At 66.8% G+C, this 14106-nt stretch carries 12 protein-coding genes and 1 pseudogene; 4 read left to right on the top strand and 9 right to left on the bottom strand.

The window, feature by feature from the left end; translation table 11 throughout:
• The first annotated feature begins 39 nt into the window (after positions 1 to 39).
• Both ACQY5B_RS19880 and ACQY5B_RS19885 read left to right on the top strand, forming a co-directional pair.
• Positions 40 to 765: an AzlC family ABC transporter permease gene (locus tag ACQY5B_RS19880; RefSeq protein WP_420327798.1), complete on the top strand. Its 726-nt coding sequence runs from the start codon at positions 40 to 42 to the stop codon at positions 763 to 765.
• Positions 762 to 1079 carry an AzlD domain-containing protein gene (locus ACQY5B_RS19885; RefSeq protein WP_420327797.1) on the top strand — a complete coding sequence of 106 codons (318 nt, stop codon included), beginning with the start codon at positions 762 to 764 and terminating at the stop codon, positions 1077 to 1079. The genes ACQY5B_RS19880 and ACQY5B_RS19885 overlap by 4 nt, the downstream gene beginning before the upstream one ends.
• Before the next feature lie 9 nt (positions 1080 to 1088).
• Here ACQY5B_RS19885 and ACQY5B_RS19890 read toward each other — a convergent pair whose 3' ends face one another.
• The 4 genes and pseudogenes from ACQY5B_RS19890 to ACQY5B_RS19905 form a co-directional block, all read right to left on the bottom strand.
• Positions 1089 to 1730, bottom strand: coding sequence for a hypothetical protein (locus ACQY5B_RS19890; RefSeq protein WP_305969373.1), 642 nt, complete (start codon positions 1728 to 1730; stop codon positions 1089 to 1091).
• A 36-nt stretch (positions 1731 to 1766) separates the two neighbouring features.
• Positions 1767 to 1901, bottom strand: coding sequence for an aa3-type cytochrome c oxidase subunit IV (locus ACQY5B_RS19895; protein ID WP_305969372.1), 135 nt, complete (start codon positions 1899 to 1901; stop codon positions 1767 to 1769).
• Between the two features lie 136 nt (positions 1902 to 2037).
• Positions 2038 to 3078, bottom strand: coding sequence for an MBL fold metallo-hydrolase (locus ACQY5B_RS19900; protein ID WP_420328605.1), 1041 nt, complete (start codon positions 3076 to 3078; stop codon positions 2038 to 2040).
• Positions 3078 to 4816, bottom strand: a pseudogene (locus ACQY5B_RS19905) (acyl-CoA dehydrogenase family protein). Before ACQY5B_RS19905 ends, ACQY5B_RS19900 begins: the two are co-directional and overlap by 1 nt.
• A 122-nt stretch (positions 4817 to 4938) precedes the next feature.
• Between ACQY5B_RS19905 and ACQY5B_RS19910 the strand changes: the two are divergent.
• Positions 4939 to 5880 carry an L-threonylcarbamoyladenylate synthase gene (locus ACQY5B_RS19910; protein ID WP_420327795.1) on the top strand — a complete coding sequence of 314 codons (942 nt, stop codon included), beginning with the start codon at positions 4939 to 4941 and terminating at the stop codon, positions 5878 to 5880.
• 291 nt (positions 5881 to 6171) lie between these two features.
• Here the strand turns inward: ACQY5B_RS19910 and ACQY5B_RS19915 are convergent, their stop codons facing one another.
• The gene (locus tag ACQY5B_RS19915) at positions 6172 to 6753 is read right to left on the bottom strand and encodes a YqgE/AlgH family protein (RefSeq protein WP_305969369.1); all 582 of its coding nucleotides are present in this window, start codon (positions 6751 to 6753) and stop codon (positions 6172 to 6174) included.
• Positions 6754 to 6894: 141 nt separating this feature from the next.
• Here ACQY5B_RS19915 and ACQY5B_RS19920 point away from each other — a divergent pair, with 141 nt between their 5' ends.
• Positions 6895 to 7692 carry a protein-disulfide reductase DsbD domain-containing protein gene (locus ACQY5B_RS19920; protein WP_420327794.1) on the top strand — a complete coding sequence of 266 codons (798 nt, stop codon included), beginning with the start codon at positions 6895 to 6897 and terminating at the stop codon, positions 7690 to 7692.
• Between the two features lie 21 nt (positions 7693 to 7713).
• On the opposite strand, the gene ACQY5B_RS19925 is transcribed toward ACQY5B_RS19920, so the two are convergent.
• The 4 genes from ACQY5B_RS19925 to ACQY5B_RS19940 form a co-directional block, all read right to left on the bottom strand.
• Positions 7714 to 11421: an efflux RND transporter permease subunit gene (locus ACQY5B_RS19925; protein ID WP_420327793.1), complete on the bottom strand. Its 3708-nt coding sequence runs from the start codon at positions 11419 to 11421 to the stop codon at positions 7714 to 7716.
• 3 nt (positions 11422 to 11424) lie between these two features.
• Complete coding sequence (locus ACQY5B_RS19930; protein WP_420327792.1) at positions 11425 to 12876, bottom strand: efflux RND transporter periplasmic adaptor subunit; 1452 nt, start codon at positions 12874 to 12876, stop codon at positions 11425 to 11427.
• A gap of 83 nt (positions 12877 to 12959) precedes the next feature.
• On the bottom strand, positions 12960 to 13502 hold the full coding sequence (gene moaB / locus ACQY5B_RS19935) for a molybdenum cofactor biosynthesis protein B (protein WP_420327791.1): 543 nt from the start codon (positions 13500 to 13502) through the stop codon (positions 12960 to 12962).
• A gap of 7 nt (positions 13503 to 13509) precedes the next feature.
• Positions 13510 to 14103: a metallophosphoesterase family protein gene (locus tag ACQY5B_RS19940; RefSeq protein ID WP_420327790.1), complete on the bottom strand. Its 594-nt coding sequence runs from the start codon at positions 14101 to 14103 to the stop codon at positions 13510 to 13512.
• Positions 14104 to 14106 lie beyond the last annotated feature (3 nt).

A 14106-nucleotide genomic window follows, 5' to 3' on the forward strand; every position in this document is an offset into this window, starting at 1 on the left:
TCGCTTGGCTACGGCGTGGGGCGAATGGAAGGTGTAGTGATGGACCACACAGACGCGATGTCAAGCTATTGGCGGGGAATGCGGACCGCCCTGCCCTTTCTCTTTGTGGTGGCGCCCTTTGCCATGCTGTTCGGCGTGGTCGCAGCGGATGCGGGCCTCAACCTGTTCGAAATCATCAGCTTTTCGGTAGTCGTGATCGCCGGGGCCGCGCAGTTCACAGCCGTGCAACTGATGCAGGACGGCGCGCCGACGCTGGTTGTCATCGTCTCGGCGCTGGCGGTGAACCTGCGGATGGCGATGTATTCGGCCTCGATCACGCCGCACCTCGGGCACCTGCCGATGTGGAAGCGGGTTCTGGTGGCCTATTTCCTTGTGGACCAGACCTTTGCTGCCTCCATCGTGGAATATGAAAAGCGGCCAGAGATGACCGTTCCCCAGAAATTCTCCTATTTCATGGGGGTCATGACGCCGATCTGCCCGTTCTGGTATCTGTTCACGATTGTCGGCGCGCTGGTCGGTGAGGCGGTGCCGCCGGAACTGGGGCTGGATTTCGCGCTGCCGATCGCCTTTATCGCGCTGTTTGCACCCGCGCTGCGGACTGGCGCGCACCGGGCCGCGGCACTGGTTGCTGCCATCATGGCGCTCAGCTTTGCCTGGCTGCCCTATAACCTCGGCCTGATCGTCGGCGCACTGTCGGGCATGATGACCGGGGCAGAGGTGGAACGCCGTGCCGGCCTGCCCGCAGACCGGAGGCCGGGCGCATGACGGACCTGTGGATCGTGATCATCGTTCTGGGGCTGGGCTCTTTCGGGCTGCGCTTTGTCTTTCTGGGGCTGGTCGGCGACAGGGCCATGCCGGATTGGCTTTTGCGGCACCTGCGCTATACCGCCGTGGCGGTCATGCCCGCGCTGGTCGCGCCGCTGGTGGTCTGGCCAGCCGCCACAAATGGCGAGACCGATCCGCTGCGGCTGATCGCAGCGGCGGCGGCGCTTGTGGTCGGCTATGTCTGGAAAAGCCTTTACGGCGCTGTCGGTGCAGGCGCCGCGGTCATGATCTCGGGCGCCTGGCTACCGTTCTGAACGCCCGGATCAGGGCTGGCCGGTCCGGGTCTTCTTGCCGGCCTCAAGCGCTGCGATCGCCGCGTCCTTGTCATCCGAGTCGTTCTCGCGCCGGACGCGCCGGGTGACATTGGGCAATTTGGCAAAATTCGTGGCCAGCTTCTTCGGGGTCCAGATACCGCGCAGGGATTCGAACCCGGGCAGCGCGCCCAGAACATCCGACACCGCATTCGAGCAAAGCGCAGGGCCGGCGGGGCCTTTCTCCTGCACCAGCTTCAGCGCCAGTTCCGCCACGGCCGGATCCACCGGGCGGCTCAGTGCCAACATCCGGTAGGTGCTGCGGGCATGAGAGCTTTCAAAGAATTCCTTTGCCTGCGGCGTGATCCCGTACAGAACGTCACCGATTTCCGGTACGCCGGTAAAGCGGACAGACCCGGCGGGATCGTAGATCACGCGCTGTGACGGGGCATTGATCAGCATCGAGGAATGCGCCCCGGATCCGGTCCGGTTGTTGATCATCGTGTACAGGATGATCTCGGGCTCGCCCGGGTGGCGGTAGGCGGCGGCTGCCGCCTGTTCCGGTGTCGCGTCGGGACCAGAGACGCTGCCAGCGCAACCGGCCACGAAGAGCGAGGCGCCCAGCCCCGTCATCGCCGCACGTCTGTTTATCATGTTACCCCACCCCGCCCCATGGGGCGGTCTGTCCGATCAGGAATTGAAGATCGCCATGAAGATGACGATGCACAGGATCACGATGACCGTGCGGATCGTGAATTTGATGAACCCTTCAAAGGTCTTTTCCTGAACGGTGATGTCCATGCTTCCGTGCTTGTGCTCAGCCATGTCGATTTTCCTGCGGCCTGTTCCGTGGTTGCGTTCCGTGATGGGTTAGCGCAAATCCGCGCGCCTGTCACGCGCCGCCCGGGGGCCAGGATGTCGCGCCTGCCCCGGCCCACGCAGATGTGAGCCTGGTGCCCGTTCAGACGGCTTGAAACAACCAGGCGCCATCGTCGCGGCGGGTCCGCTCTGCGCGTCCCTCGTGCCAAAGGTGCAGGCAATGGGCCATCGCCTCGACCAGGGCCAACCCGTATTCCGCATCCCCGATCCGGCGCTTGAACAGGGGCGGAAAACAGTCGCCCGCCGTCTGCGGCGTGGCCAGGTGTGCATGCAGCCGTTCCAGGGCACTGTGGTGATTCTCGATCAGTTGCGCCATGCGCAGCTCCAGTCCGGTAAAGGGCAGCTTGTGCCCGCCCATGACCAGGTGCTCCGGGCGCGCCAGCGTCGCCAGCCGCTCGCAGGCCTCCAGCCAGTCGGCCACCGGGTCGGCCTCCGGCTCGGTCGCATAGACGCCGAGATTGGAACTGATCGAGGGCAGGATCTGGTCACCGGCCAGAACCAGATGATCGTCCCGCGACCACAGTGTCGCATGTTCGGGCGCATGGCCGTTGCCGATATGCACGTCCCAGTCCCGGCCACCGATGCGCAGGACATCGCCCTGCTTGATCCGGGTAAAGCCCAAGGGCATCGGCGCCACCACGTCGGCAAAGTTGAACGGCCGTTCGGCCATGCGCTGTTCCAGGATGCGCGGCTCCATCCCGGCGCTGCGCCAATAGTCCAGCGTCTCTTCCGTGGGGCGGTCCTGCGCGTCCAGTTGCAGCATCCGCGCAAACAGCCAGGCGGTGCGCGTCGTCACCAGTTCGGCGCCATGCGCCGACTGGAACCAGCCCGCAAGCCCAACGTGATCCGGGTGATGATGGGTCACCACCACGCGCCGCACCGGCTTGCCGCCCAGCGGGCCAGCCATAAGGTCTTCCCAGATCCGGCGCGACTTTTTCGAGGCAAATCCGGTATCGACCACGGTCCAGCCGTCCCCGTCGTCCAGCGCGTAGACGTTGACGTGGTCCAGCTTCATCGGCAGCGGCAGGCGCATCCACAGCACGCCCTCGGCCAGTTCGATGGACTCACCCGGGGCGGGCGGCGTTTCCCAGGGATAGCGGATTGCGCGCACCGTTCCGTCCATCACGCCACCAGGTCCTCTGTCGTCAGGTTCGCCAGCGCGCCGACCTCGGCCCGGGCCTCGGCCAACAACCCGGCATGTTCAGGCAGCAGTCGCTGGATGTAAAAGCCCGCCAGCCGGGCATCGGCGCTGTCCGGCGCGGCCAGGGCCGCGCGCAGGTGATAATGCGCCCCCAGCACGCGGGCAAAGCCCATCAGGTAGGGCACGGCGCCGCCGAAACGGTCGCCCATGTCGCGCGCCACGAGCGCCTCGGTGGTCTCGCGCAGCGATTCCGCGGCCTGCCAGACGGGCTCGGCCAGTTCGGGCATCTTGCCGCGCGCCGCCTCGGCGCCGCTCTCGATCTCGTCCAGCAGGGCAAAGATCGCCTCGCCGCCGTCCATCATCTTGCGCCCGACAAGGTCCATCGCCTGGATGCCGTTGGTGCCCTCGTAGATCGCCGTCACCCGTACGTCGCGCAGGTACTGCGCGGCACCCGTTTCCTCGACATAGCCCATGCCGCCATGCACCTGGACGCCAAGGTTGGCCACCTTGATACCGGTTTCCGTGCCAAAAGCCTTGGTGATCGGCGTCAGCAGCGCGGCGCGCGCCGTCCAGTCGTCATCGCCGGTCGCATTGCCCATGTCGATCGCCACCGCAAGCGACAGGGCGATGGCCCGCGCGGCAAAGGTCTCGGCCTTCATGGTGGCCAGCATCCGGCGCACATCGGCGTGACCGATGATCGTACCCTCGGGGCTGCGGCCCTGCTTGCGCTCCTGCGCGTAGGTCAGCGCATGTTGCAACGCGCCTTCGGCCACGCTGACGCCTTGCACGCCCACGCCCAGCCGTGCGTTGTTCATCATGGTGAACATGGCGCGCATGCCATCGTGCGGCTCGCCCACCAGCCACCCCTTGGCGCCATCGTATTGCATCACGCAGGTTGGCGAGCCATGCAGGCCCATCTTGTGTTCCAGGCTGACCACGTTCAAGTCATTGGCCACGCCCGGGTTGCCATTCTCGTCCGGGATCCGCTTGGGCACCAGGAACAGGCTGATGCCCTTGGTCCCCGGAACGCCGTCCGGCAGACGCGCCAGCACCAGGTGACAGACGTTCTCGGTGAAATCGTTGTCCCCCCACGAGATGTAGATCTTCTGACCGGTGATCGCGTAGGTCCCGTCGCCGTTCGGCACGGCCTTGGACGACAAAGCCCCCACGTCCGACCCGGCTTGCGGTTCGGTCAGGTTCATGGTCCCGGCCCATTCACCCGAAATCAGTTTCGGCAGGTACAGTGCCTTGAGCTCGTCGCTGGCATGGTTTTCCAGTGCGTCGATCTGCCCCTGGCTCATCAACGGGTTCAGCTGCAGCGCAAGACAGGCCGCCCCCATCATGTCGTTGACGCATGTGGTCACGGTCAGCGGCAGCCCCATCCCGCCGAACTCTTCGGGGGCCGAGGTGGCAATCCAGCCACCTTCGGCCAGCGCCGTATAACCGTCGGCAAACCCTTTCGAGGTCCGCACCACGCCGTTTTCCAGCCGCGCGGGATCTCGCCATTGCGCTGCAACGGCGCCAGCACCTCTTCACACAAGATCGCATTGCGCTGCAACGGCGCCAGCACCTCTTCACACAGCTTGCCCGCCTCGCCCAGGACGGCAGCCACGGTTTCATGGTTCGCTTCGGCAAAACGGTCGGTCTCGGCGACGGCGTCATAGCCGACAACGTCGCGCAAAAGCCGCATGTAGGCATCGATCGGCGCACGATATGGCATGGGTGTCTCCTCCGGCTTGGCAAGGACGCGCCGCTCTTGTAGCACGCGCGCAACGCGGGTGTGAGGGTACCTCCCGCCGCCCGCGCTTCAACCGGAACGCCGCGTCATAAGGGATCGCCGCGATGCCTGCCCTACGTCTGAGCGCCAGCACCCAGGACCTGACCCGCGCCGCGGGCACCCTGGCAGAGGGCGGTCTCGTCGCCTTTCCCACCGAAACGGTCTACGGACTGGGCGCCGACGCGCGGCAGGATCACGCCGTGGCCCGTATCTACAAGGCCAAGGAGCGCCCCGAGTTCAATCCGCTGATCGTGCATGTGGCCGATCTCGACGCCGCGAAAGAGCTGGTGATCTGGTCGGAGGCGGCCCAGGCCCTGGCCGATGCCTTCTGGCCCGGCCCCCTGACGCTGGTGCTGCCGCTGCGCGAGGGCGCGCATGTGTCGCGGCTGGTGACCGCCGGTCTTGACAGCCTGGCGGTTCGGATGCCCGCCGCCCCGGTGGCCCAGAACCTGCTGCGCGCCTTCGGCGGGCCGGTCGCCGCGCCTTCGGCGAATCGCTCCGGCCAGATCAGCCCGACCCGCGCGGCCCACGTGATCGAGGGGCTTGGTGACCGGATCGAGGCGGTGGTCGATGGCGGCCCCTGCGCCGTGGGGCTGGAATCGACGATCCTCGGCCTGACCGGCACGCCGCCCACCCTGCTGCGCCCCGGCGGCATCACCGAAGAGGCGCTGAGCAAGGTCCTCGACACCCGCATAGCGCTGCGCCGCGAAACCGACGGCATCACCGCCCCCGGCCAGACCCGCTCGCATTACGCGCCCCGCGCCAGGGTTCGCCTCAACGCGGTGGAATTCGAACCCGGAGAGGCCCGGCTCGGCTTTGGCGCCGTGGCCTGCGACCTCAACCTTTCCCCCGGCGAGGACCTGACAGAGGCCGCGGCCAATCTGTTTGAGTTCCTGCACCGGCTCGACGCCACTGGCGCGTCAACGATCGCCGTCACGCCGATCCCGCACCTGGGCCTGGGCATCGCCATCAACGATCGTCTCAGCCGCGCCGCCGCCGAACGCTGACCGCCTGTTTCCCGGAGCCGCCTCTCGCTGATGCCGGTCAGAGGCACGGGGCCGGGGCCTGCAAGGGGGCGCAGCTCCGCGCGCAGCGCGGCTTGCCCTTGCGGGGCGCGGATCAGTGCCTCAGGCATCTTTCAGCGAGGGGTGGGCTCGGGAAACGGGCCTGTTTGATGGTGGGCCCTTGAAGCAGGCCCGGCCCGTCACCCTGCATCACGTTCCGGCAAGGGCTTGCCGAGGGGTGGCGGGCGGGCGATGGGCGCAGCCCGAGTCCCGTCCCGGCCCCCTCCCGAAAGCTCAGGCTCGGCCGCCTGCGGAACTCAGCGCCAGGGCAGCCACGCCCAGTGTCTTCAGGGCTGCTTCCCACTTGTCCATGTCGGCCATCTCGAAGATCAGCTCGGGCGCGGCATCGCAGACCAGCCAGCCGTTCTCGGCAATCTCGCCCTCCAACTGACCGGCGGCCCAACCCGCATAGCCCAGCATCATCATCCATTTCTGGGGGCCCTCGCCCCGGGCGAGGTCCTCGAGGATGTCCAGGGTTGCGGTCATGTGGATGTCGTCGCGTACTTCCAGCGTGGTCACGACCGAATGGTAATCCGGCGTGTGCAACACGAACCCGCGCCCCATCTCGACCGGACCGCCAAAATGCACCGACCGCTCCGACAGGTCCGACACCTGGTCGATGTTGAGCTGCGACAGTAGGGTCGGCATGTCGACGTCATCGCTGGGCTTGTTCACGATCAGCCCCATCGCGCCCTCGTCGGAATGATCGCAGATGAAGACGACGCTGTGCTCGAATCGCGGATCCCCCATGCCCGGCATGGCGATCAGCAAATGCCCGGTTAGATTGGTCTGTGGGGTTCCGGTCTCGGCTGCCATATGGCTCCCTTTCGCATTGGACGGGTTTACCATGACCGCCCGTGGCAGGACTGGCAAGACCGTCACATCTTCGTCAACTGATACGGGGGTTCGCCGGAACGTGACTTTTCATTTCAGTCCGGAAGGGCCAAGTCCAATGACATGAAAAAGATGCTCTTGACCTTCCTGCTGATGCTGCTGCCCGGCCTTGCCGCCGCGCAATCCTACGACGACGTGGTCGAGGCGAGGATCCTGCCCGGATGGCGGTTGTCCAATGGTGACCACATGGCCGCGCTCCACCTCAAGCTGGCCCCGGGGTGGAAAACCTATTGGCGCTCGCCGGGCGACGCGGGCATCCCGCCGCAATTCGACTGGAGCGGCGCCCGCAACATGTCGGCGATCGGCATCTACTGGCCCGCGCCGCATGTCTTCTGGCAAGAGAACATGCGGTCCGTCGGTTATAAGGGCGAGGTGATCCTGCCGCTCAAGATCCGCCCCAACCAGCCCGGCAAGGATGCGCGGCTGGGCGGCGTGGTCGACATCGGCATCTGCAAGGACGTATGCCTGCCGCACCGCTTGCGCGTGTCCGCCACCCTGCCCGCCGCGCAGACCAAGCCTGACGCACGCATCGCGGCCGCGATGGCCGATGTGCCCTTCGGGGCAGAGGACGCGGGCGTGACCGGCGTCTCCTGCCGCATCACACCGCAGGCCAAGGGGCTGGGACTGACCGTATCGATTGCCATGCCACGCGGCACGGGACGCGAAGAAACGGTGATCGAGACCTCGGACCCGAATCTCTGGGTCGCCGACCCCCGCACCTCGTGGCAAGACGGGCGGCTGGTGGCGCAGACCCGCGTCACGCATATGTCCGGCGGCGTCTTCGCGCTCGACCGCTCGGGCCTGCGGATCACCATCCTGGGTGGCAACATCCCGGTGGAACTGACTGGCTGCAGCGGCTGAGCCACTGGGCCAGCCCCGCGGTCAGGCGCCCGCCTTTGTGCGCGTCCCGCGCCGCCAGAGCATCACGATCCCGCCACCGACATAGATGGCCATCGGCACTACTGCGGCCCCCAGAAGGAACAGGCCCAGCGCCGACACCTCCGGCGACAGGCCGCCCGGCGCGGGCAGCCCCGGCATCAGTTCGCCCGTCACGCCGGTATAGCCCAGCGTCGCCGCCAGCCATCCCAGCATCCCGGTCAGCGCCGTCAGCAGCACAGCGCGCAGCCCCGCACCCCGGAACCGCAACCCTTTCTTCAGCGCCGCGAACTGCTGCCCCAGGTCGTGCTGGATCGCCACCAGCGCGGGCACGATCAGCAGCACCAGAATCACTCCGAACCCCAGCCCGTAGACCAGCGTGATCACCGTCGGCTTGAGGAACTGCGCCTGCGAAGACGTTTCGTAGAGCAGCGGCGCAAGGCCCAGCACCGTGGTCGCCGTGGTCAGGAAAACCGCGCGCAATCGGTCCGAGGCACCGTCGATGATCGAGGGGATCAATCCCCGGTCGCGGGCATATTCGTCGATCTGCGTCACCAGCACGATGGAATCGTTGATGATGATCCCCGTCATCCCCAACAGCCCGACCACCGTGAACATGCTTAGCGGAACGTCCCACAAGGCGTGGCCATAGATCGCCCCCACGAGGCCGAAAGGCACGATCGCCATGACCACGAAGGGCCGCGTCCAGCTGGCAAAGACCCAGGCCAGGACCAGGTAGATACCCAGCAGAACCATGATCAGCCCGTTGCGCGCATCGGTCAGGAAATCGCTTTCCTGCTCGGCCAGCCCGGCCAGGCGATAATCCACCTGCCGCGTCTCGGCGATCTGCGGCAGGATCTCCTCGCGCAGCACCTTGACGACTTCCTCGGCCCGCGCCGCGTCATCCTCGGAAATGTCGCCGGTGACAGAGACGACGCGCAGCCCGTTCTCGCGCCGGATGGTGGAAAAGCCGGTGCGCCGTTCGACCCGCACGATGTCGGCCAGCGGAACATAGGCACCGCCGGGCGTACGCAACTGCATCCGCTCCATGAAATCGGCGGTCAGCTCACCTTCGGGCAGTTCCACGCGGATCTCGGCAGAACGCGGCCCGTCGGGATAGGTCGCCGCCTCGATCCCGCCCAGCCGGTTGCGCAACACGCGCCCCAGCCCGTCGATGTCAAAGCCCAGCGCCAGCCCCTGCGGCGTCAGTTCAAGGATCAGCTCGTCCTTGTCGTAGGACAGGTTGTCCTCCACCGCGGACACCTCGGGGAACCGCAGCACCGCCTCCTTGAGGTCCTCGGCTGCGGATTTCAGCACCTCGGAACTGGCGCCATAGAATTGCACGTCCAGGGAGTCGCCCCCCGGTCCGCCGCGCCAGCCGCGAAAGGAAATCGTCTCGGCCAGCGGGTGGCGTTCGACGCGCTCCTGCAGCTCACCTACGAAGGCAAATGAGGAATAAGGCCGCAGGTCGGCCTCGATCAGCTCGATGGAAATGGCGCCCAGCTGGTCCGGGTCCTTGGTGTCGGCACCGGGCAACGACCGGCCCGCGTTGCCGCCGATCTCGGCCAGGACATAGTCCAGCGGGTTGCGGCCATAGCGTTCCTCGTATTCGCGGCCCAGTTCATCGGCGGCCTTCTGGAACAGGCGCATCTGTTCGACCGTATCCGCCCGCGTGGCGGTGGGGGACATGGCAAAGTTGCCGGTGACGGACCCCTGCTCGGGCGAATTGAAGAACCGCCAGGTCACATCGCCCCGGATAAAGGAGGTCACCTGCGTCGCCAGCGCCACCACCAGCAGCGCAAAGACGACATAGCGCCCCGCCACGATCCCGCGCATGAAAGGACGGAACAGGCTCTCGCGGATCCAGCGGAACCCCCGGTTGACCAGGATCGACGCCATGTCGATCCCGCCGTCCGAGAAGGTCCGCAAAACGGGTGCACGTTGATCCCCGGGCATCACCAAAAGGCGCAGCGCGATGGCCGCCGCCACCAGGAGGGCCAGCCCCCCGGCCAGATAGGGCAACTGGCCCCAGAGCGTGCCACGCAGCTCCGCCGCCGCAGTTTGTGCCTCCGTGATCCCCCCCGGCACCTCGGCGAACAAGCCAAGAACACCCGCAAGGACAGTCGGCAGGGCGAGCACCGCCAGCGTCAGCAATGCCACCGCCAGGACAGCCACCAGGGTCACGCCGACGATCCCCAGCGCGACCCGCCACCACCGCGTGCCGTTCTGCGGGCGCGGTTTCAGCGCATGGGCCATGTGGTTGGGCAGGATCAGGAAACACTCGACCAGCGAGGCGATCAGCACCACGATCACGGTGAAGGGAATGTCGGAAATCATGTCGCCGAACCGCCCGCCGATGGCGGTCAGGCCGAAGAAGGCGATGACGGTGGTGATGGTGGCCGAAAACACCGGCAGCGCCATGCGCCGCGCCGCGCCTTCGGCGGCATCGAAGGGCCCCTGCCCCCGGCGCGCCAGGTGATCGGCATGTTCGCCCACGACGATGGCGTCATCCACCACGATCCCCAGCGTGATGATCAGCGCGAACAGCGAGATCATGTTGATCGTCAGCCCGGCGACATACATCAGCGCGATGGCCGACAGCAGAGCGGTGGGAATGCCCGCCGCAACCCAGAAGGCCGTGCGCGTGTTCAGGAACAGGAACAGCAGCATGACCACCAGCGCCAGCCCCGTCACCGCGTTGTCGATCAGGATGTTCAGTCGCCCGGTGATATATTCCGAGCGGGTGCGGATCAGGTCGATCTTGACGCCCTCGGGCAGCTCGGCGGTCAGCTCGGCGGCGACCTCCTCGACCGTGGCCTGGATACCGATGGCGTCGCCCTCGGCGGATCGGTCCACCCGGATCGAGATCGCCCGGTTCTCGCCCACGAAATAGCTCCGCTCGCGGTCGATCCCCTCGACCCGGATCAGCGCCACGTCGCCCACCGTAAGGCTGGAGCCGTCCGGGTTCGACCGCAGCACGATATCCGAGATCGCATCGGCAGAACGTTTCTCGATCCCGGTGCGCACCCGCGCCCCTGCGCCGGCCACGTCGCCTGCCGGATCGGCCTGCACCTCTGCGGCGATCGCATCCGCGATCTCGCGCATGGTAATGTCATGGGCGATCAGGTTCTGCACAGGCACCTCGATCACCGTTTGCGGTGCCGCAAGGCCCCGGATGGTGGTCTGGGTTACGCCCTCTGCAAAGAGCCTGACAACCAGTTCGTCGGCAAAGCGTGCCAACTGGTCGACGCCGACCGGCCCCGTGATCACCAGGTCCGTCACCCGGTCGCGCCAGCCGCCACGCCGCACGCTGGGCTCGTCCGCGTCCTCGGGCAGCGTCGTGATCCCGTCCACCGCCTGCTGCACGTCATCGGCGGCCCGCGCGATGTCCCAGCCCGGCTCGAACTCCAGCTCGATGGCGGCCCGTCCTTCTCGGGACACGGCGCTGGAGGCGATCACCCCGTCGACGGCCAGCAGCGCGGGCTCCAGCACCTGCACGATGGCCGCGTCCACGTCCTCGGCGCCGGCACCGTCCCAGCTGACCGAGACGTCGATCTCGTCGATGATGATATCCGGAAAGAACTGCGCCCGCATGTTGGGCACGGCCATCATCCCCGCCACCAGCATGATCACCAGCAACAGGTTGGCCACCGTGGGATGGCGCACGAAATATCCGAAGATCCCGCCAGCAGCAGAGGGAAGCGCGCGTGCCATGTCTCAGCCCCCCATCCGCGATTCGATGCGCTCGACCATTTCGGCCGGCACTTCCTTCTGCGCCAGTTGCGCCAGGATGCGGCTCCTCGCTGCCTCGGGCATCGCCTTGTTGGCCTCGATGAAGGCGACCAGTTTCGCGCGCCGTTCCTCGCTGAGTTCCAGCATGGCCTCCGGTTCCGGCTCGGCGTTGGTGCGCAGCGGCTTGACCTTGATACCGTCCCCCAAGAGCGGCGTGCGTTCGGCCACGACCTCGCGCCCCTGAAGTCCGCGCGCACGGATCAGGACATCATCGCCCTGCCGCCGCGTGACCTCGACCACCACCGTCTCAAGCCGCTCTTCGGCCCCGACAACCAGCACCTCGCCAGCGGCGTTCAGCGCCGTGGCGGGCAGGCGGGCCACCCGTTCCAGCGGCGGTTCCTCGATCCGGACGGTGACGAAATCGCCGGGTTTGAAACCGCGCGGCGCGTCCAGCACCGCAAACAGCCGCCGCCCGGTCTGGCCTTCGCCCACGGCAGCGCTGTCCCGGGTGATCCGGCCCGCGGCGGTGATATTGGTGCCGAAGACATCCAGCGCCACGCTCACCGGTGCCTGCCGCAGCCGCCCGTCCCCGTCCAGCAGCCGCGCATATTGCTGGGTCGAGACACGGAACGAAACCTCCAGCGCCTGCAGGTCCACCAGCTGGGCCAGCTGTTCATTGGCAGAGACCAGCCGCCCGGACACCACCGTGACCTCTGACAGCGTGCCCGCGAACTCGGCCCGGATCTGGGTGTCGTCCAGACGTCGCTGGGCCTCGTCCCGCGCGATTTCCGCCCGGCGCAACTGCGTTGCGGCCTGGTCGATGCGGGCCTCTGCGGTCGCGACCGCCTGGCGCCGGGTCAGCACCGACTGCCGCTCGCTGGCCAGCGCCAGTTCCGCCGTTTCCACCGCCGCCGCCGTGCCGACGTTGCGATCCAGCAGATCCCGCTGGCGTCGCAACGCGGTTTCGCGCAGCACGACCTGTTCCTCGGCGGCGACCAGTTCATCCTTTGCGATGACCAGGGCCTGTTCGGCCTCGCGCACCTCGGCCTGCGCGTCCAGCAGGTCGTTCTCGGCCCGGTCCAGCGCAGCCTCGGCATCCGCCGGGTCGATCCGCGCCAACAACTGCCCGGCCTCGACCTGCCCGCCCTCGACGAATTCCGGGTCCAGTTCCACCACCGCGCCAGAGGCCGCAGCCCGCAGTTCCAGCGTCCGGCGGCTTTGCACCTCGCCAAATGAGGTCAACACCGGCGTCACCGTTTCAAAGTCCACAGGCACCACGTTGACCGCAAAGACCCGCTCGCGCGCCTGTGGCACACGGGCCTCTTCGGCCATGCGCGCCTGTACGGCATCGCGCACCATGATCCCGGCAAACCCCAACAGCCCCAGGGTCAGCGACAACAGGAACAGCCCCGTCAGGCTCTTTCGCAAAAAGCGCATCTTTCAAACTCCGCGGTGCACCCTTCTGAAAATAGAAGCGCGGGGATGCATTCAAACCCCGGGGAGTTATACGCAGGTCGCGATCACTTCCGTCGCTGATGTTCGTCCAGTCGCGGAAAAATCTCGACAAAGTTGCAGGGACGGTGGCGATAATCCAGTTGCAGGCTCAGGATCTCGTCCCAGGCGTCCTTGCAGGCGCCCGTGCTGCCCGGAAGCGCAAACAGATAAGTGCCCCCGGCAACCCCGCCCGTCGCACGGCTCTGCACCGCGGAAGTCCCTATTTTCTTGAAGGAAACCATCGTGAAGACCGTTCCGAACGCATCGATTTCCTTTTCGTAGACATCCCTGTGCGCCTCGACCGTCACGTCACGCCCCGTCAGCCCGGTCCCCCCGGTCGAGATCACCACGTCGACCTCCGGATCGGCGATCCAGCCGCGCAGCTTGTCCGCGATCAGCGTCCGCTCGTCCTTCACGATCGCGCGATCGGCAAGGGTATGGCCCGCATCCGTCAGCCGCTGTACCAGCGTGTCCCCGGACCGGTCATCCTGCGGCCCGCGCGTGTCCGACACGGTCAGGATGGCGATTCGGACCGGGATGAAGTCCTTGGATTCGTCGATACGGCTCATGGTGTCCTCACAGGTTGAACCAGACTGGCGAAGGCCCGAGGTTCACGACGCGGCTGTTCCCGATCCGGCCTTCCTGGCCCCAGCAATCATGCACGTGGCCACAAACCGCAAGCGCAGGTTGCAGCCGGTCGATGGCGTCGCGGATCGCGGTGGACCCCACGGACACCCCGCGCGAGGTGACATCCGCAATCCCCTTGGGCGGCGAATGGGTGATCAGCAAGTCCGCCTCGGAACAGCGGTCCAGCAGCACCGCGGCTTCTACCTCCGTCAGGTCGAAGGACCAGTCGCCAAAGGGCGTCACGGGAATACCCCCGCCAAGACCGAAGAGCCGCAGGCCCTCCACCTCGCCCCCCTCGCCGTGCAGCACGGTCGTGCCCGGCAGGGCGGCGGCGCGCAACTCCTCTGCCGTTTCGCAATTGCCCGGCACCGCCACCATCGGCGCGCGCAGCCCTTCCAGCAGCGCCATAGCGTGCTCCAGCCCCTCGCGCACATGGCAGAAGTCACCGGCGCCGATCACCAGGTCAGCCTCGCCGCTGGCCTCGACCAGCGCACGCGCATGGCGCCGCGACAGGTGCAGGTCGGAAAAGGCAAGGATCCACATGGC

Source organism: Antarctobacter sp., assembly GCF_965277915.1.
In the GTDB taxonomy this organism is placed as follows: Bacteria; Pseudomonadota; Alphaproteobacteria; order Rhodobacterales; family Rhodobacteraceae; genus Antarctobacter.